Source organism: Pseudomonas sp. OV226 (assembly GCF_003148705.1).
In the GTDB taxonomy this organism is placed as follows: Bacteria; Pseudomonadota; Gammaproteobacteria; order Pseudomonadales; family Pseudomonadaceae; genus Aquipseudomonas.
Genome location: NZ_QGGS01000002.1, coordinates 464,651 through 482,610 on the forward strand (window position 1 = coordinate 464,651; position 17,960 = coordinate 482,610).

Below are 17,960 nucleotides of genomic sequence, written 5' to 3' on the forward strand. Positions count from 1 at the left end.
CTCTATCAGGCGAACGTGTCTTGCACGTTCGCCTATTCTTTTTGCGGACTGACTTTTTCGAGATTTAGATGATCAATAACGATCGACTGGTGGTGCAGATTCTGCTCCTGGTGTTGTTTGGCGCGAGCTTCTGGGTGATGGCGCCTTTCTGGTCGGCGATGTTCTGGGGCGCAGTGCTGGCGTTTGCCAGTTGGCCGCTGATGCGTTTGCTGACCCGTTGGCTCCATGGTCGCGAATCCCTGGCGGCCGCTTTGCTGACCCTCGGCTGGATGTTGCTGGTGGCGGTGCCGCTGGTCTGGCTGGGTTTCAACCTGGCAGATCATGTGCGAGATGCCACGGTGTTCATCAAGGATGTACAGGTTGATGGCCTGCCCGAAGCACCGGCGTGGCTGGGCGGTATTCCGCTGGTTGGCGCACGGCTGGTAGGAATCTGGAACAGTATCGACCAGCAGGGCGCGGCGATGATGGCGTCGCTGAAACCTTATGTCGGGCAGATGGGCAACTGGTTGCTGGCGCGCAGTGCGCAGATTGGCGGCGGGATTCTCGAACTGACGCTGAGCATTGTCTTCGTGTTCTTTTTCTACCGTGACGGCCCCCGGTTGGCGGTATTTGTACACGGGTTGCTGGAGCGGTTGATCGGCCACCGTGCCGGGTACTACATCGAACTGGTGGCCGGTACGGTACAACGAGTCGTCAATGGCGTGATCGGGACGGCGGCAGCGCAGGCCGTGCTGGCCCTGATCGGCTTCCTGATTGCCGGTGTGCCCGGGGCTCTGGTACTGGGTATTGTGACGTTCCTGTTGAGCCTGATCCCGATGGGGCCACCGCTGGTGTGGATCCCGGCCACGGCCTGGCTGGCCTGGAAGGGTGAGTACGGGATGGCGATATTCCTCGGTATTTGGGGCACGTTCATCATCAGCGGCGTCGACAACGTACTCAAGCCGTACCTGATCAGCCGGGGCGGAAACTTGCCGTTGGTGATCGTTCTGCTGGGCGTGTTTGGCGGGTTGATTGCGTTTGGCTTTATCGGTCTGTTCATCGGCCCGACATTGTTGGCCGTGGCCTACAGCTTGCTGACCGATTGGAGCAAGGGACCGACGCGGCTGGAAGATCCCCGGCTCTGAGTGATGATTGCGCCATGACAAAAAGCCCACTGGACCTGCGAAGGTCAGTGGGCTTTTTGCTTAGGTCGCGACGTTCAGGTACTTGCCCACCGTTGCCACGTTATCGAGCGAGTACTGCTTGCTCAAGTTGGCAATCATCTTGTTCAACGCTTCGTTGACATTGAACTGATCGGTGGAGCTGTCGCTGTTTTGTTCTCGGCCGGCTTGCAGGGCTGCTTTCAGCTCATCGCTGCTGACACCGCCGCTGCTATCTCTGTCCAGAACCTTGAGCAACGCGGCGCTGGTGTCCGTGCTGGTCGATGACGTGCTGTCGCTCGCCTGCAACGCGTTGCTCAATTCGGTGGCGGTCACGCTGCCATCGCTGTCCGAATCCAGTTGGCTGAACAGTTCCTCGCTGGACACCTGTTGTGGCGGCGGTGGCGGTGGGGTCAGGCTGGCGGCGAGTTCGTCCTTGCTGACGGTGCCGTCCTGGTTCTTGTCCAGGGCCGAAAAAATTTCTTTGCTGTCGGCACTGCTGCCGGCGCTGGTCAGGCCGGTGCTCAGCTCGTCGTTGCTGATGGCGCCGTCACCGTCGGTGTCCAGGGCGCTGATCAGCGCATCGGCCAGTTCCGTGCTCGGAGGTTGATCATGCGACGGAGGTGGCGGTGGCGCCATCGCGGCCATTTCTTCGCTGCTCAAGTTGCCGCTGCTGTCGCTGTCGAGGTCGGCGAAGTTTTTGCTCAGGCTGACCAACAGACCGTCATCGGTTTTTTGTGACAAGGCACTGTTCAGCTCGTCCTGATCCACCGCACCGTCGCTGTTGCTGTCGAGCTTGGCGAGCAGTTCTTTCTGGAACTGCTGGCTGCGGGCGCTGTTGGTCGTGGTGCTGCTGGTGCTGCCGGTATAGCTGGTGTAGTTGCTGACGCTACCAATCATTGTGCTCACTCCCTGGAATGGAAAACCGGTGGGTGCACCGGCTTATGCAGCCTCAAGGGGCAAGGTGTCGTGGGTATGTGGGGTTTGTACCGGTCAGTACACAGATCGCCTTTGTAGCAGCTGGCGAAGCCTGCGTCCGGCTGCGCAGCAGCCGCCAGACCATTCACCGCGGTGTTTCGGTAGACGACTGCTGCGCAGCCGGACGCAGGCTTCGCCAGCTGCTACAGGGATCTCGGCAACTCAATGACTGCGGTCAAACCACCGCCCTGAGTTTCTTCCAGGCTCAATTGTCCACCCAGCCGTTCGGCGGCCTCGCGGGCGATGGTCATGCCCAGGCCTACACCCCCAGAGTTGCGGTTGCGTGAACCTTCCAGGCGAAAGAATGGCTCGAACACGGCTTCACGTTTGTCTGCCGCAATGCCCGGACCGTGATCAATCACTCGGATCACCAGGGTTTCGCGGCTGTCTTCGAGTTTGATCAATGCCTGCCCGGCATAGCGCAACGCGTTATCCAGCAAGTTGTTGATGCAAGAACGCAAGGCCATCGGTTGTACGTGCAGCGGGGCGCAGTGACCACTGGCCTGAACATCGGCGCCCTGGTCCTGGGCGTTTTCGCACAGGGACTCCACCAACGCTTGCACGTCCATCCATTGCAACGCCTCGCTGGTGCGCTGTTCGTGCAAGTAAGTCAGGGTGGCGTCGAGCATGTTGATCATGTCGTCCAGATCCTGACGCATCTGACCTTGCAGTTTTTCGTCGTCGATCTGTTCCAGGCGCAATTTGAGCCGCGACAGTGGGGTGCGCAGGTCATGGGACACCGCGCCCAGCATCCGCGAACGCTGCTGCACCTGTTCGATAATGCGTTTCTGCATCAGGTTAAAGGTGTAGGCCGCTTGCCGCGCTTCCCGTGGTCCCGATTCATCGAGTGGCGTGCTGTCGAGGTTTTCGCTCAAGCGCTCGGCGGCATCGCTCAGGCGCTGGATTGGCCGGCTCAGCAGTTTGGCGCCGTACCAGGCCGCAATGATCAGCGAAATCAATTGAAAGGTCAGCGGCACTAACGGTCCGCCGAACCACGGCCGAGGCGGCCGGGTTTCAAAGCGTGGGTCCATCGGCGGGCGTTTCCCGTCAACGCTTTCGGAAAACTCCGGCGGCGGTGGCGGAGGAGGTGGGCCGTAGTGGTGAAACCAGGCAAACGCCAGCAAGTGCGCGAGGACGATCGCCAGCAACAGCACACCGAACAGGCGGCCGAACAGCGTATCGAAGCGCGCACGCATCAGCCGATGTCTCTCGCGTCGAACAGATAGCCCTCGCCGCGAACGGTCTTGATCAGTTGTGGCGCTTTGGGGTCATCACCGAGTTTCTGGCGCAGGCGCGAGACCAGCAGGTCGATGCTGCGATCAAAGGCCTCAATCGAGCGACCGCGAGCGGCGTCCAGCAATTGCTCACGACTGAGCACCCGGCGCGGACGTTCGATGAACACCCAGAGCAGGCGGAACTCGGCGTTGGACAGTGGGACCACCAGGCCGTTGTCGGCAATCAACTGTCGCAACACGCTGTTCAGGCGCCAATTGTCGAAGCGAATGTTCGCACGCTGTTCGGTGCGATCATCGCGCACTCGACGCAGAATGGTCTGAATCCTGGCCACCAGTTCACGGGGCTCGAACGGCTTGGCCATGTAATCGTCGGCGCCCAGCTCCAGGCCGATGATCCGGTCGGTCGGTTCGCAGCGCGCAGTGAGCATCAGGATCGGAATGTCCGATTCGGCACGCAGCCAGCGGCACAATGACAAACCGTCTTCACCGGGCAGCATCAAGTCGAGCACCACCACATCGAAATGCTCGGCTTGCAGCGCCAGGCGCATCTCGGTGCCGTCGGTGACGCCGCTGGCGTGGATATTGAACCGGGCGAGGTAGTCGATCATCAGTTCGCGAATCGGGACGTCATCGTCGACGATCAGGGCGCGAATGCTCCAGCGCTTGTCGTCGCCGGGCGCTTTTTGATCGTCCTTCAAAGGGGCTTGGGAGTTGTGCATGCGTGCGTTCATCTGCCAGAGAGGCTGCCAACCACAAAGATGGGCTGCGAGGTTGTGGCTTCAGCATAGGCGTCCGGCCCGGAGGCGGGAAGTGCTGTAAGGACGTGTTGCGGCTGCCGAGGGTAGTGATGAACGATGTTGTGGACGTGTCGGGAGTGTATCGGGCTCGACACAATTGGCCAAAGGACTAGTCTTGCCTGAGCGGCGATGACGAATTACCGATCATCGGGTCCCGCAGCGCCGCTGGTTCCGCTACAATGCGCGCCGATTTCGTCCTGCCTGAGAGCCCGCACATGTCCGTCTGCCAGACTCCTATCATCGTCGCCCTGGATTTCCCCACCCGTGACGCCGCACTGAAGCTGGCCGATCAGTTGGACCCGAAACTGTGCCGGGTAAAAGTCGGCAAGGAACTGTTCACCAGTTGCGCGTCGGAAATCGTCGGCACTCTGCGTGACAAGGGCTTCGAAGTGTTCCTCGACCTCAAGTTCCACGATATCCCGAACACCACTGCCATGGCCGTCAAAGCCGCCGCGGAAATGGGCGTGTGGATGGTCAACGTCCATTGCTCCGGTGGCCTGCGCATGATGGCGGCCTGCCGTGAAGTGCTGGACCAGCGTACCGGGCCGAAACCGCTGCTGATCGGCGTGACCGTGCTGACCAGCATGGAGCGTGAAGACCTGGCGGGTATTGGTCTGGACATCGAGCCGCAAGAGCAGGTGCTGCGCCTGGCCGCCCTGGCGGAAAAAGCCGGGATGGACGGTCTGGTGTGCTCGGCGCTGGAAGCCCAGGCCTTGAAGTCGGCTCACCCGTCGTTGCAACTGGTGACGCCAGGCATTCGTCCAGCGGGCAGCGCCCAAGACGATCAACGCCGCATCCTGACCCCGCGCCAGGCACTGGACGCCGGTTCCGATTATCTGGTGATTGGCCGTCCGATCAGCCAGGCGGCAGATCCAGCCAAGGCACTCGCCGCCGTAGTCGCCGAACTCGCCTGACCACCGCTACCCCTGTGGGAGCGAGCTTGCTCGCGATGAGGGCCTGTCAGTCGACATATTCGTTGTCTGATACGCCGCAATCGCGAGCAAGCTCGCTCCCACATTGGTTTTGGGGTTGCTGAAAGCTTTGGGTTAAACCTTCAACACCAACTTCCCGAAGTTCTCGCCGCTGAACAATTTCATCAGCGTTTCCGGGAATGTCTCCAGTCCTTCGACAATGTCTTCCTTGCTCTTGAGTTGCCCCTGGATCATCCAGCCGGCCATTTCCTGCCCGGCGGCGGCGAACTGGGCGGCGTAGTCCATCACCACAAAACCTTCCATGCGCGCGCGGTTGACCAGCAGCGAGAGGTAGTTGGCCGGGCCCTTGACCGCTTCCTTATTGTTGTACTGACTGATGGCACCGCAAATCACTACGCGGGCTTTCATGTTCAGTCGGCTCAGCACCGCATCGAGAATGTCGCCGCCGACGTTATCGAAATACACGTCGACCCCTTTCGGGCATTCGCGTTTAAGACCGGCGATGACGTCTTCGTTCTTGTAGTCGATGGCGCCATCAAAACCCAATTCATCGATCAGGAACTGGCACTTGTCCGCGCCGCCGGCAATCCCGACCACGCGGCAGCCTTTGATCTTGGCGATCTGTCCGGCAATGCTGCCCACTGCGCCGGCAGCGCCCGACAGCACCACCGTGTCACCGGCCTTCGGCGCGCCGACATCGAGCAGGGCGAAGTAGGCGGTCATCCCGGTCATGCCAAGGGCGGACAAATAGCGCGGCAATGGCGCCAGTTTCGGATCAACTTTGTAGAAACCTCGTGGTTCGCCGAGGAAGTAATCCTGCACGCCGAGGGCACCGTTGACGTAGTCCCCGACCGCGAACCCCGGATTGTTCGAGGCAATGACTTGGCCTACACCCAATGCGCGCATGACTTCGCCCAAACCCACCGGCGGGATGTAGGACTTGCCCTCATTCATCCAGCCACGCATGGCCGGGTCCAGGGACAGGTATTCGTTTTTAACCAGAATCTGCCCCGACGCCGGCTCGCCGACCGGTACTTCCTGATAGGTAAAAGTCTCGCGGGTGGCCGCGCCCACGGGACGTTTGGCGAGCAGGAACTGGCGATTGGTCTGGGTAGTCATGACAGGCACTCAAGATGAATGAAGCCTTGTTGATAGCCCTTCATGATCAATGCCGCAAGTCTGGCTGATGCGGCGAATGCACCTGGATCCAGTGCAGTGATAGTCGGGGCCGGCGTTCTATCACTGTCACTCATGGGTACCCAACCGGCCACTTGATAGTGCTGCCGTGGCGCAGCCCTCTGTGGCTAGACTGAAAACAGTCAATCCCCCGCATTCTTCTCTTCGAGGACATAACAATGAGCATGACGTTTTCCGGCCAGGTGGCAGTGGTGACAGGCGCGGCGGCCGGTATTGGCCGTGCGACCGCCCAGGCGTTCGCCGCCGAAGGGCTGAAGGTCGTGGTCGCCGATCTGGACACCGCGGGTGGCGAAGGCACCGTGGCGCTGATTCGTGCAGCGGGCGGCGAAGCGACCTTCGTGCGTTGCAACGTGACGCTGGAAAGCGATGTAAAACATCTGATGGACGAAGTGGTAAACACCTACGGGCGGCTGGACTATGCCTTCAACAACGCCGGCATCGAGATCGAGAAAGGCAAGCTCGCCGAAGGCACGCTGGATGAGTTCGACGCGATCATGGGCGTCAACGTCAAAGGCGTCTGGCTCTGCATGAAGTATCAACTGCCGTTGTTGTTGGCCCAGGGCGGCGGTGCCATCGTCAACACCGCTTCGGTGGCGGGCCTGGGGGCTGCACCGAAGATGAGCATTTACGCGGCGTCCAAACATGCGGTGATCGGCCTGACCAAGTCAGCGGCCATCGAATATGCCAAGAAAAAGATTCGCGTGAATGCGGTATGCCCGGCGGTGATCGACACCGACATGTTCCGTCGTGCGTATGAGGCGGACCCGAAGAAGGGTGAGTTTGCCAACGCGATGCACCCGGTGGGTCGCATCGGCAAGGTGGAAGAGATCGCCAGCGCGGTGTTGTATCTGTGCAGCGACGGTGCCGCGTTCACCACCGGCCATTCGCTGGCCGTGGATGGTGGCGTTACAGCGTTCTGAAGTCAGGCACTTCACGTAGGAAAAAACCCGCATTTATGCGGGTTTTTTTACAGTTCCGTGATGGTGCCGGGCAATGTGTTTCAAAGGGTTAGAACCGAGGGTTTTAGCGGCGTTGTCGCACATCCCCATCGACGCTCCTGTGCTTAACTGTTTCCCGCAAAACAGACAGGAGTTTGCTTGCTCATGGAGTTGAGAATCGATCGACAGGCATTGGTGCCGGTCGTGCAGCAAATCGTCGATGCGCTGGCCGATTGGCTGCGTCAGGGTGATGTGTTGCCGGGAACGCGTCTGCCGTCCGCACGGCAAATCGCGCGGGTCAATCTGCTCAGTCAATCCTGCGTCGTCGAAGCCTGCGAGCGTCTGGTGGCGCAAGGTGTGCTGGCGCCGCGTCAGGGCACCGGTTTCGTTGTTGCCCTTCCAGCATCAATCGCGCAGAAGCGACAGGATGGCCATTGGTTCGAAGGGGCGGACGTGACGCAGGGTGACGTCACGGGCGCACTCAAGCTGGGCTGTGGCTGCCTGCCGGAAAGATGGCGTGAAACCGACGATTTGAGCTACGCCATTCGCCAGGTGAGTCGCACCGACATGGCCGCTTTGTTCAACTACGGCACCCCCCTGGGGTTGCCTGCCTTGCGTGAGCAGATCCGCAAGCGTCTGCATCTATTCGACATCAACGTGGACGATCGACGGATTATGACCACGGCAGGGGCGACCCATGGGCTCGATCTGATCATGCGCACGTTGCTCAAGGCCGGCGACTGCGTGGTGGTCGAAAGCCCGGGGTATTCGTTGTTATTCGATCTGCTCAGGCTGAACGGCGTGACGATGATCGAGGTACCGCGTACCCCGCGCGGGCCTGACACGCAGGCGCTTGAAGCGCTATTGCGCAAGCACAAGCCTCGTGCGCTGTTTATCCATAGTTTCTGCCACAACCCGACGGGCAGTAGTCTCACGGCACTGGTGGCACAGCAGGTGCTGCAACTGACCAAAGCCCATGGCATGTTGCTGATCGAGGATGACGTCCATGCCGATTTGCACAGCGGCCCAGGCACGCGCCTCGCGGCACTGGGGATTGACGACAATGTGATCTACCTCGGCAGCTACTCCAAAACCCTCAGCAGTTCATTGCGCATCGGCTTCATTGTGGCCAGTGACGCGGTTGTGTCACGACTGGCCCAGGTCAAGATGACCAGCAGCATGGGCGCCTCGATGTTCTGTGAGGCGGTGTTGGCTAGCCTGTTGGCCAGCGGCGCCTATCGCAAGTTGGTGCAGCGTCAGCGCCAACGATTGCACGCCGACAGAGAGGCCGCCTTGCAAGTGCTCGAAGACGCCGACTGGGAGGTTTTCGGCAAACCGGTGGGAGGGCTTTTCATCTGGGCGCGATCACGGTTGTCCAACTACGCTCAGGTGCGCACACAGGCCCGGCGCTTTGGTGTGTTGCTGTCTTCTGCCACAGCATTCAGTCCCGACGGTGAGGCCACGGACTGGCAACGCATCAACGTGGCTTACGCCTGTGATCCTCGTGCCCGGGCATTCTTTCAGGCCACTGCTTTGAATCGACCTCAAGCGTTCTGAAAACGACGCAGGCGTAGCTTTTTGCCATTATTCCGACGCCAGAGACTTGTGCTGGCGTATGCCCGTTGCGAATCTGCGTCAACAGACTATGTCAGGGGACTAAGTGCAATGATTTCGGCCGTGCAAGGACGTTTTGCCAACCTCGGTATGGCAAAAAAAATGGGTGTGGGATTTGTACTGGTACTGCTGCTGACAGCATTGGTCGCTGCCATCGGTGTATGGTCCCTGCAAACCATCAGTCATCGCTTCGACGGACTCAAGCAGATGTCGTCGCTCAATAGCGGGTTGCTCAAGGTGCGACTGCTTGAGCAGGAGTACGCCTTGCATGGCAACCCGAAAACCGCCGATGCCCTGCACGAGGGCGTTGATGGCCTGATTGCTCTGGCGACCCAGCTCAAGTCTGCATCGGCCGCCAACGTACCGGTGATGAATGACGTCGAACAGTCGCTGGGCGCTTATCGAAAGGCGTTCGATGAGTTCGTCTCTCTGAGTCAGGCCAAGGACCTGGCACTGGAAATGGCCAGTTGGTCGGTGTCCAGCGTGGCCAATAACCTTGATGTGTTGCAATCCGGTCTGGCCGATGACGGCGCCTATACCTTGAAGCAATCCGAAGGCAAGGACGGTGGGCAGTTCATCGAGCAGGCCAGCCAGGTCAGCCAGGTCTCGCGATTGATGTTGCAGGCGATGAACGAAGCGCGCGTGCGTCTGGACCAGAGCCGCAAGGGCGACGACAGCGCAGGCCAGGGCAAGATCGAACAGGCGGATCAAGCGCTGACCCAGGCCGAGCAGCTGAAAACCACGGTCAAGGACGAGGGCTATCAGACGGTCCTTAATGAGGTGACAGGCCACATTAGTAGTTTCAGCGAAAAACTGACGGAGTACACCGGCCTGTTGGCCCAGGAAAAAACCGTCTACGAACAACTGCATCAGCGCGCCGCGCAAGTGGTGGAGCGGGTCGATCTGGCCTATGTTGCCGAAGATCTGTCGATGCAGGCCGAACTGAAAAAGAACTCGTTGTTGATCCTCGGTTCCTCGGCCCTGGCGTTGCTGGTTGGCCTGGTGGCCGCGTGGGTGATTACCCGGTTGATCGTGGCGCCGTTGCGCAGTGTGATCCGTGTCGCCCAGCAGATCGCTGCGGGTGATTTGAGTGCGACTGTTGAAGTGACCCGCCGTGACGAGATCGGCCAGTTGATGCAGGCGATGCAGCAGATGGGCGCCGGGCTCAGCCGTATTGTCAGTGGCTTGCAGGCCGGTATCGAGCAATTGGCGAGTTCAGCGCATTCACTGTCGGCGGTGACCGAACAGACCAACCTGGAAGTCAGCAGTCAGAAAGAAGAAACCGAGCAGGTCGCCACCGCGATGAACCAGATGACGGCGACGGTGCACGACGTTGCGCGCAACGCCGAGGAGGCCGCACAGGCTGCACAGACGGCGGATGGCAAGGTTGAAAGTGGTCAGCATGTGGTGCGCCAGAGCATGGCGCGTATCGAGCAGTTGGCGGATTCCGCGACTTCGGCCAGTTCCAGCATCGAAAGCCTGAGCGCAGAGATCCAGAACATCGGCACGGTGCTCAGCGTGATCAAAAGTGTCGCCGAGCAGACCAACCTGTTGGCGCTCAACGCGGCGATCGAGGCCGCACGGGCGGGTGAGCAGGGCAGGGGCTTTGCCGTGGTGGCCGATGAAGTTCGGGCGCTGGCCAAGCGTACCCAGCAATCGACCGAGGAGATCGAGCGGCTGGTCAGTGCCCTGCGCTCGGCCGCTCAGTCATCGGTGCAGCAGATTCAGAACAGCGGCGAACTGGTGAAGTTGGCGGTCAGTGATGCGTTGCAGACCGAAAGTGCACTGGGAAGTATTGCCGCTGCAGTCTCGTTGATTCAGCAGATGAACCAGCAGATTGCCGCGGCAGCCGAGGAGCAAAGCTCGGTGGCCGAGGAGATCAATCGCAGTGTCACGAGTATTCGTGCCAGCGCAGATCAGTCGTCGCTGGCGATGCAAGGCAACGCAGCGTCGAGTATTGAGCTGGCTCAATTGGGGCTTGAGCTGAAAGGGATGGTGGGGCACTTCCGGCTCTGAAGGTTCTCCTGGTCACCCATCAAACACAGTCCAAAAAAAAGCCACCTTCTCAGGTGGCTTTTGTGTTTTTGCTGATCAGTCGTAGATCACTCTCTTCTTCCAGTCGGCATCGGCGTCGACTTGTTTGAGGCCGGTGTTCAGCTGGTTTGCCTCGCTCTCAACGGCTGCGATGTTGTCCATCACCAAGGCGTTGGCGCGAGCCAGGAGTTTCTCCAGGTACTCAAGCTGCTCGGCATAGGCCTGCGGGTCCTGCTGTTTGCGCAGGTATTGCACGCCGCGTTCGAACGCCAGGCGCGCCTGACCTGGCTGGTTTTGTTGCAAGCAATGCTGCCCGAGGTTGTTGAAGAACTCGATGTGCAGCAGCACCAGGATATGACGGACTTCGCGGATCCAGCGCTTGGCTTCGTTGGGTGGCAGGAAGCCGTCTTGTGCTGCGCGGGTGATCTGGCCATGCAGGGCTTCGAGCAGGAAACGTACGTCCTTGGCCTTGGCTTCGGTCTGGATGGGTGACGGCGGGTTGTTGATCGGGATCGATTCACCTTGGCCAGCCAGTGCTTCAAGCTCGGTAATCCGCGCCCTGAGGTTGGCGCTGGTTTTTTCCAGGTTGAGCAGGCGTTGGCAGACGTTGAGCTCCAGGCGGGTCAACAGCAGCTTGAGCGCAGGTGTCATCAACTGACCGGGGAAGGTCTCGGTGATTTCGCCGCAGCGGCGCAGGCGGTCGTTGAGTTCAACCTTGGTGCGGGCCTTTTCCAGCTTGTTGTTTTCCACCACATGGTTCATGTAGCCAATGGCGATCAATAGTGCGATCCCGGCTACAACTAGCAGGGTGATCATGAGTGGTGTCACCGGTAAGACCTCTTTATAGGGTTTGCGTTCGAGTGTAGTGGCTTGCCATTGGGGCGCATAGGCCACTCGACGACTTGAATCAGCTATGGCCATAAATGTATCGGCCGTTGTTCTGCTTATATAAATGGTGGCGAAGATGTTTCAGATTGCCATCATCTTGATGGCGTGGACTATAGCGTCTTGAAGGAGACCGGAATATAGGCGTCGGAGCCCAGGCTGCGCAAAAGCCCGAAACGCGTCTGAAAGCAGGGCGAAGTCATTGATTTAAATAAATTTATATCTGGGGGTTGACGACCCCTCAATCCATCCATAGAATGCGCGCCACTTACAGCGTAAAGCACACAGCGAAACGCGGTAGGGAGTGAATGTTGTACGTGTGTCCCCTTCGTCTAGTGGCCTAGGACACCGCCCTTTCACGGCGGTAACAGGGGTTCGAGTCCCCTAGGGGACGCCAATGCGGGAATAGCTCAGTTGGTAGAGCACGACCTTGCCAAGGTCGGGGTCGCGAGTTCGAGTCTCGTTTCCCGCTCCATTTTTAAGCAGCGTTGCTTTCGGGCGGCGTTGAGTGAAACCAGAACCGACATCTTCGGATGCGGATTTGGGCACTGAAATACACACCATGTGTTTCAGTTAGCGTGTCCCCTTCGTCTAGTGGCCTAGGACACCGCCCTTTCACGGCGGTAACAGGGGTTCGAGTCCCCTAGGGGACGCCATTTGCGGGAATAGCTCAGTTGGTAGAGCACGACCTTGCCAAGGTCGGGGTCGCGAGTTCGAGTCTCGTTTCCCGCTCCATATTTAACGAAAACGCCGCTCAGCAATGAGCGGCGTTTTTGTTTGTGCGTTTTTTATGGCATAGCACGCGACAACGCACTTTGTAGCAGCTGGCGAAGCCTGCGTCCGGCTGCGAAGCAGTCGTAAAACCTGTGTGTGCGGTCTTTCTGAAACACCGCGTCATTTGATTTCACGACTGCTGCGCAGCCGGACGCAGGCTTCGCCAGCTGCTACAGATTGTGTCGTTCTCCGGTTTTGTGGTTTGGACCCGCCAGCAGGGCGGGTCCAAGAGGCGATCAGAGCTTCGGCAGCTGCCCGATGCGCCCCATCATTTCGGTCACGATCTGCAGGTCCAGCAGGAACTGGTCGACCGTCTTGAACTCATTGTCGGTGTGGCCGGTGTATTTCACCTCGGGCCGGGCCAGGCCAAACTGCACGCCATTGGGCAGTTCATGGACCGAGGTGGCGCCGGCAGAGGTGCCATACTTGTGCTCCATGCCCAGGTTTTCGCTGGCTACGGCCAGCAAGGCCTTGACCCATTCACCCTCAGGGTTGCGGTACATCGGCTCGGCGATCGAGATATCGAAGGTCGGTGCGATGTGGCTTTTCTTGCTCCAGGTGGCCAGCTTATCGGTGATTTCGCTGTTCAGCGCTTCCGGGGACTTGCCCTTCGGTACACGCAGGTTGACCGCCAGCTTGAAAGCCTTTTCATCCATCCCGACAAAAGTCAGGGACGCGGTGAGTGGCCCCATGAATGAATCGGAAAAACCGACACCCAGTTTGCCGCCCAGGTAGTCCAGCCCCCAGTTGTCGGCGGCGTAGCGGGCGGCGTCGGTGATGTGGTTATGTTTGAGCGCGACCTTGCCGTCGAGGCTGTTGATGAAGTCCAGCATCCTGGCCACCGGGTTGACGCCTGACTCAGGCTCGGAGGAGTGGGCGGAAACGCCGGTAACCGTGAGTTTCACGTCCTTGCCGACGACCTTGGCCGTCACCTCAAAATTACCGCCATTGCGCTTCGCATACTCAGTACCCGCTTTGTGCAGGCTGGCGGCCAATTCGTCAGGCTTGTCACTCACCAGGGTGACAACCGATGCCGACGGAATCTGGTTGGTGGCCAGTCCGCCCGTCATTGAGACGATTTCAGCACCCTTGCCCTCGCCATCACGTCGGGCAAAGCTGGCCATGACGGTGCCGTAGCCTTTCTCGGCAATCACCACCGGGTAGCCGCCATCCAGCGCCAGGTTGTAGTTGGGTGTCGGATTGTGTTCGAAGTAGTAGGGAATGGCGTCGCCGGTGGTTTCTTCGGTGGTGTCTACCAGCAGCTTGAAGTTCCTCGCCAGCGGCAGCTTCTCTTCCTTGATGACCTTCATCGCATAGAGCGACACCACGATGCCGTTCTTGTCGTCCTCGGTACCCCGACCATACATGCGATCGCCGATCAGGGTGACCTTGAACGGATCGAGTCGGGTGCCGTCTTTCAGTACCCAGTTCTCCGGCGTCACGGGCACCACATCGGCATGCGCGTGAATGCCCACCACTTCATCGCCGCTGCCCTCAAGGGCGATTTCATAGATGCGGTTGTCGATGTTGCGAAAATTCAGGTTGAAGGACTGGGCCAGGTCTTTGATCTTGTCGGCGATCTTGATGAATTCAGGATTGTCGTACTGAGCGACGCCGTCCACGCGGAAGGTCGGGATGGCCACCAGCTCACGCAGGGTCTCGGTGGCCGCGCTGCCGTATTTCAATCGTGCATAAAGGCCAAGCAGGCGATGGATTTCGTTCTGCTGTTCAGAAGAAAGTGCCTTGTTATCGAGAAAGGCGCTGATGGCCGGGCCGAGGTCGCCTGATTTGGCGACGTCACTCTGGGCCAGGCGTCCCAGGAACTCCCTGAAGTCGGTGACCGATGATTCACTGAACGTCTTGAGGATGGCCGCGCTCTGTTGCGTCGTGATGTTGGCAAATGCAGAAGGGGTGAACGAAGAAAGGCTGGCGATCATCAGGGTGGTCGCGGCCAGGTGCTTGAGTGAAAAGTCCATTGCTGGGGCATTCCTTTGCAGGCAGTTTGTGAGAAATATCTGATCGATTAATCAGAAACATTTCAAAGCTAACACCCGGTAGGCTTGATGCAGAGCCCTTGATGCAGGATCTGTCGCACAGAAACGCAAAAGCGACGCAGATATGAAAAAGGCCCGCGAGTCAGACTCGGCGGGCCTTTTGCGTGGGCGCAGGTTTTACATCGACAGAATCAGACGCCCGGCAAACAGGATCAGAATCACCCCCATCGTCCGTTCAAACCAATGCCCCATGCGCATGAACAGCACGCGCACCCGGGCGCTGGAAAAGAACAGCGCGACGATCACAAACCACAACGCATTCACAAAACACATCCAGACCCCATACAGCGCCTGGATCTTTAGCGGTGTCGTGGCACTGATGATGGTGGTGAAAATCGCCAGGAAAAACAGGGTCGCCTTGGGGTTCGTCGCGTTGGTCAGAAACCCGGTGGTGAATGCCTTCAATAGCGTTTGTTTGACGACAGGTTCGTCCACGGCCTGGTCGCCCTCAAGCGCGGACTTGGGTTTGCTGCGCAACAGGCTGACCCCGAGGTACAAAATGTAAGCGCCGCCCACGACCTTGGCCACGGTCAACAACCAAGGCGTTGTATGCATCAGCGCGCCGACCCCGAGCAGCGTGTAAAGCACGTGCACGGAAATCCCCGCGCCGATGCCCAGCGCCGTGCAGATGCCCACCAGCCGACCGAAGCGCACGCTCTGACGAATCGTGACGGCAAAATCCGGCCCGGGTGCGACCACGGCCAGAAAGTGAATGGTTGCCAGCGCCAGAAACTCGCCCAAGTAACTCGAAAGCATTTCAACTCCAGAAGGTAAGGGGTGAAGCATTGCCGCGATAGCCGACAAAGAACGAAAGGCTCAATCGTGGATCTGCCACACCCGGTGTCACCGAGTGCATGCAGCGCGAATTGAACATGATGAAATCACCCGGCTCGGGACGTATCTCAAGCGTGGGAGGGCCAAGCAGGGCAGGGTCGATGCCGTAACTGTCGCCGCGCATTTCGTCGAACTGGTCCGGCGAAATGTCGTCGTCCCACATCTGCAGCGCGCCGCCTTCGGTGGGCATGTTCAGGTAAACGTTGCAGGCGAACTGCGCTTCCAGGCTTCTGGCCTGGTAACTGTCCGGGGCGTCCTTGGCGAAAATGTCATGGTGGGCGAGGAAGCACACCCCCGGTTTCACGACCCGTGACAGCCCGACATACATCTTGCGACCGTAGAGGTTTTCCAGGTGAGCGCCTGCCGGCCAGGATTCGTCGAGCATGCAGCGCAGGGTGTCGACCGGGGACGAATAGGGCGCGCAACGGTTACGTAATTCCGCGATATTGCGGGTGGCGCGTTCGAAGTAGTCCTCGATCAGCAGTGGCTGGTTTTCCGCTTCATAAAACGCCATGCCGATACGGCCGATACTTGGCGCATTGATATAGCCTTCGAAGCCCGGGGCGAGGATCTTGTCGCCAATCTGAATCGCCAGCGGCTGGGGCAGCAAGCCTTTGACGCGGATGGCGAGGACTTCTTCGTTGGCCAGTTTTTTTATGCACGTCTCATCGAGACGCTCGACGTCAAGCATCATGTCTTAGGTCCATCTATCAGATAGTCAACAGAACCCGCGAGCGCAGGCTCCCCCGGCGTCAGGCGATGACGTTGCCGGCATCGCCCAAATGCTCAATCCACGGAGTAGTGGACTGACAGCGTTCCCTTTTTCAATGAAAGGGAAGCGATCGTGACCGTGCCTAATTCCTTCAGGCTACGTACATGGGTGCCGCCGCAGCCATAGGCGGGCAGTTCACCGAAACCGATTTCCCGGGCGCCTTCACGCAATGACGTCAGGCGCGGCCAATCCTGGCCAATAAACTGTGCGATGCCGAGTTGAACGGATTCGACATCGAGCTCCTGGGCACTTTCCAGCGCTTTGAACTGCACCCGACCTTCGTCCGGCCAGTGATGCGCCTTGGTCGGCATCCAGCCTCTGGCCTGGACGAAATGACCAATCAAATGCCCGGCGGAATGCATGCGCGTATTGAACTGGCGCCGCTCTTCGTCGATACGAATCTGGGTCATGCCGGGTTTAACCGGTTGATCGACGAAATGAATGATCCGGTCGGGATCCTGGACGACACGCAGTACCTGACTATCGCCGATCCAGCCGGTATCAAAAGGCTGGCCGCCACCTTGCGGGTGAAACAGCGTGGCGCGCAGCACCACGGCAAATTCGTTCTCGTGGGGCGTGCACTCCAAGACTTCCACATTAGCCTTGAGGTCATCACTATGGAAAAAGAGGCGGAGCGTCATATTCCATGCCCTGATTAAAGTTTCTTTTTTTATTATATGAAGCGTGGAATTGCGTGATAATCCGTTCAAACATCAAAGGACTGTTGCGCTGTGAGCATAAATCTTCCACTGCCGCTGCTCGGTGAAATGGCGATTTTCGTCAAGGTTGTCGAGACCGGCAGCTTCTCCGAAGCCGCGCGCCAACTGGGGGCTTCACCCTCGGCAGTGAGTCGTAGTATTTCGCGACTGGAGAAGGCCCTGGCCACGCGTCTACTGCAACGCACCACGCGCAAACTGCGCCTGAGCGACGGTGGCGAAGAGGTGTTCAAGCGTTGTCAGGAAATGGTCAGCGCGGCCAAGTCAGTGATGGAAATCAGTGGCCAGTTCACTGACGAACCCGAAGGGCTGGTGCGTATCAGCGTCCCGAAAGCGGTAGGCCGGATCGTGATTCACCCGCATATGCCGGAGTTTTTACGCCGTTATCCAAAAGTGGACGTGGAGCTATTGCTTGAGGACCGGCAGGTTGATTTGATCGACGACAACGTCGACCTGGCGATTCGCATTACCGACCGGCCGCCAGCAGGGCTGGTGGGTCGGCAGTTGCTCACCATCGACCATTTGCTCTGCGCGACACCGCAGTATCTGGCTGAACACGGTACGCCGACTCACCCCCATGACTTGCTTAATCACAGTTGCATTTACCTGGGTGAAACCCCGAGCGATGCGCGCTGGAAATTCAGGAAGGGCAGCAAATCGGTGACCGTCGGTGTGCGTGGGCGATATGCCGCCAATCACACCGGCGTACGTTATGGCGCGGTGTTGCAGCATATCGGCATTGGCAGCTTGCCCTATTTCACTGCGCGCCATGCCCTGGAGAAAGGGTTGATGGTGCAGGTGCTGCCGGACTGGACCTTTCTGGCGTCCTACCACGGAGGTGCCTGGTTGCTGCATTCGCCAACCCGGTACCTGCCGCCCAAGATACGGGTGCTGATTGATTACCTGGTGACGTGTCTGGAGAAGGAGCCGACGCTGGGCAAGCCCGGTAAGTCCAATGGTCCGGTTTGGTCCTCATCGGAATATGAAATGCCGGAGAGTGACGGCTTGTTCTGAGCGCAAAAAAAGGCCCGCATGTTAATCATGCGGGCCTTTTTCATTGC

At 59.0% G+C, this 17,960-nt stretch carries 15 protein-coding genes, 4 tRNA genes and 1 pseudogene; 11 read left to right on the forward strand and 9 right to left on the reverse strand.

All coding sequences use genetic code 11. The features are described 5' to 3' along the window. Window positions 1-68 precede the first annotated feature (68 nt). Window positions 69-1,124, forward strand: a complete 1,056-nt coding sequence (locus tag C7534_RS05270; protein WP_046031645.1) for an AI-2E family transporter — start codon at window positions 69-71, stop codon at window positions 1,122-1,124. Window positions 1,125-1,184: 60 nt separating this feature from the next. Here C7534_RS05270 and xopAW read toward each other — a convergent pair whose 3' ends face one another. The 3 genes from xopAW to C7534_RS05285 form a co-directional block, all read right to left on the reverse strand. Further along, a complete protein-coding gene (xopAW, locus tag C7534_RS05275; protein ID WP_109785188.1) occupies window positions 1,185-2,039 on the reverse strand; it encodes a XopAW family type III secretion system calcium-binding effector in 855 nt (284 codons plus the stop codon). 221 nt (window positions 2,040-2,260) lie between these two features. After that, the gene (locus tag C7534_RS05280) at window positions 2,261-3,313 is read right to left on the reverse strand and encodes a sensor histidine kinase (RefSeq protein WP_109785189.1); all 1,053 of its coding nucleotides are present in this window, start codon (window positions 3,311-3,313) and stop codon (window positions 2,261-2,263) included. Beyond that, window positions 3,313-4,071: a response regulator gene (locus tag C7534_RS05285; protein ID WP_046031648.1), complete on the reverse strand. Its 759-nt coding sequence runs from the start codon at window positions 4,069-4,071 to the stop codon at window positions 3,313-3,315. Before C7534_RS05285 ends, C7534_RS05280 begins: the two co-directional genes overlap by 1 nt. Before the next feature lie 293 nt (window positions 4,072-4,364). On the opposite strand from C7534_RS05285, the gene pyrF reads away from it, so the two are divergent. Continuing rightward, on the forward strand, window positions 4,365-5,063 hold the full coding sequence (pyrF, locus tag C7534_RS05290) for an orotidine-5'-phosphate decarboxylase (protein WP_027924005.1): 699 nt from the start codon (window positions 4,365-4,367) through the stop codon (window positions 5,061-5,063). 132 nt (window positions 5,064-5,195) lie between these two features. Here the strand turns inward: pyrF and C7534_RS05300 are convergent, their stop codons facing one another. Then, on the reverse strand, window positions 5,196-6,200 hold the full coding sequence (locus C7534_RS05300; RefSeq protein ID WP_109785190.1) for an NADP-dependent oxidoreductase: 1,005 nt from the start codon (window positions 6,198-6,200) through the stop codon (window positions 5,196-5,198). A gap of 236 nt (window positions 6,201-6,436) precedes the next feature. Between C7534_RS05300 and C7534_RS05305 the strand changes: the two genes are divergently transcribed. From C7534_RS05305 to C7534_RS33220, 4 genes and pseudogenes are all read left to right on the forward strand, one after another. Continuing rightward, entirely contained in the window at window positions 6,437-7,198 is a 762-nt protein-coding gene (locus C7534_RS05305; RefSeq protein ID WP_109785191.1) for an SDR family oxidoreductase, read from the forward strand. A gap of 183 nt (window positions 7,199-7,381) precedes the next feature. Next, window positions 7,382-8,773: an aminotransferase-like domain-containing protein gene (locus C7534_RS05310; RefSeq protein ID WP_109785192.1), complete on the forward strand. Its 1,392-nt coding sequence runs from the start codon at window positions 7,382-7,384 to the stop codon at window positions 8,771-8,773. Between the two features lie 987 nt (window positions 8,774-9,760). Further along, window positions 9,761-9,985: pseudogene (locus tag C7534_RS33215) on the forward strand (HAMP domain-containing protein); the annotation flags it as partial. Further along, the gene (locus C7534_RS33220; protein WP_371916732.1) at window positions 9,983-10,846 is read left to right on the forward strand and encodes a methyl-accepting chemotaxis protein; all 864 of its coding nucleotides are present in this window, start codon (window positions 9,983-9,985) and stop codon (window positions 10,844-10,846) included. The pseudogene C7534_RS33215 and the gene C7534_RS33220, both read left to right, overlap by 3 nt. A 75-nt stretch (window positions 10,847-10,921) precedes the next feature. On the opposite strand, the gene C7534_RS05320 is transcribed toward C7534_RS33220, so the two are convergent. Further along, complete coding sequence (locus tag C7534_RS05320; protein WP_109785193.1) at window positions 10,922-11,692, reverse strand: hypothetical protein; 771 nt, start codon at window positions 11,690-11,692, stop codon at window positions 10,922-10,924. 378 nt (window positions 11,693-12,070) lie between these two features. On the opposite strand from C7534_RS05320, the gene C7534_RS05325 reads away from it, so the two are divergent. The 4 genes from C7534_RS05325 (at window position 12,071) to C7534_RS05340 (ending at window position 12,484) form a co-directional block, all read left to right on the forward strand. Further along, window positions 12,071-12,146: transfer RNA gene (locus C7534_RS05325), tRNA-Glu, on the forward strand. A 2-nt stretch (window positions 12,147-12,148) separates the two neighbouring features. Further along, window positions 12,149-12,224: transfer RNA gene (locus tag C7534_RS05330), tRNA-Gly, on the forward strand. Window positions 12,225-12,329: 105 nt separating this feature from the next. After that, window positions 12,330-12,405, forward strand: a tRNA-Glu gene (locus C7534_RS05335). Between the two features lie 3 nt (window positions 12,406-12,408). Then, a tRNA-Gly gene (locus tag C7534_RS05340) sits at window positions 12,409-12,484 on the forward strand. A gap of 275 nt (window positions 12,485-12,759) precedes the next feature. On the opposite strand, the gene C7534_RS05345 is transcribed toward C7534_RS05340, so the two are convergent. From C7534_RS05345 to C7534_RS05360, 4 genes are all read right to left on the reverse strand, one after another. Continuing rightward, window positions 12,760-14,499: a dipeptidase gene (locus C7534_RS05345; protein WP_109785194.1), complete on the reverse strand. Its 1,740-nt coding sequence runs from the start codon at window positions 14,497-14,499 to the stop codon at window positions 12,760-12,762. A gap of 195 nt (window positions 14,500-14,694) precedes the next feature. Continuing rightward, window positions 14,695-15,333, reverse strand: coding sequence for a LysE family translocator (locus C7534_RS05350; protein WP_109785195.1), 639 nt, complete (start codon window positions 15,331-15,333; stop codon window positions 14,695-14,697). Window position 15,334: 1 nt separating this feature from the next. Continuing rightward, on the reverse strand, window positions 15,335-16,105 hold the full coding sequence (locus tag C7534_RS05355) for a 2OG-Fe(II) oxygenase (protein WP_046031657.1): 771 nt from the start codon (window positions 16,103-16,105) through the stop codon (window positions 15,335-15,337). Window positions 16,106-16,197: 92 nt separating this feature from the next. Next, window positions 16,198-16,824 (reverse strand): hypothetical protein, encoded by a 627-nt coding sequence (locus C7534_RS05360; RefSeq protein WP_109785196.1) that lies wholly within the window; start codon window positions 16,822-16,824, stop codon window positions 16,198-16,200. A gap of 90 nt (window positions 16,825-16,914) precedes the next feature. Between C7534_RS05360 and C7534_RS05365 the strand changes: the two genes are divergently transcribed. Next, on the forward strand, window positions 16,915-17,913 hold the full coding sequence (locus C7534_RS05365) for a LysR family transcriptional regulator (protein WP_109785197.1): 999 nt from the start codon (window positions 16,915-16,917) through the stop codon (window positions 17,911-17,913). Window positions 17,914-17,960: the final 47 nt, after the last annotated feature.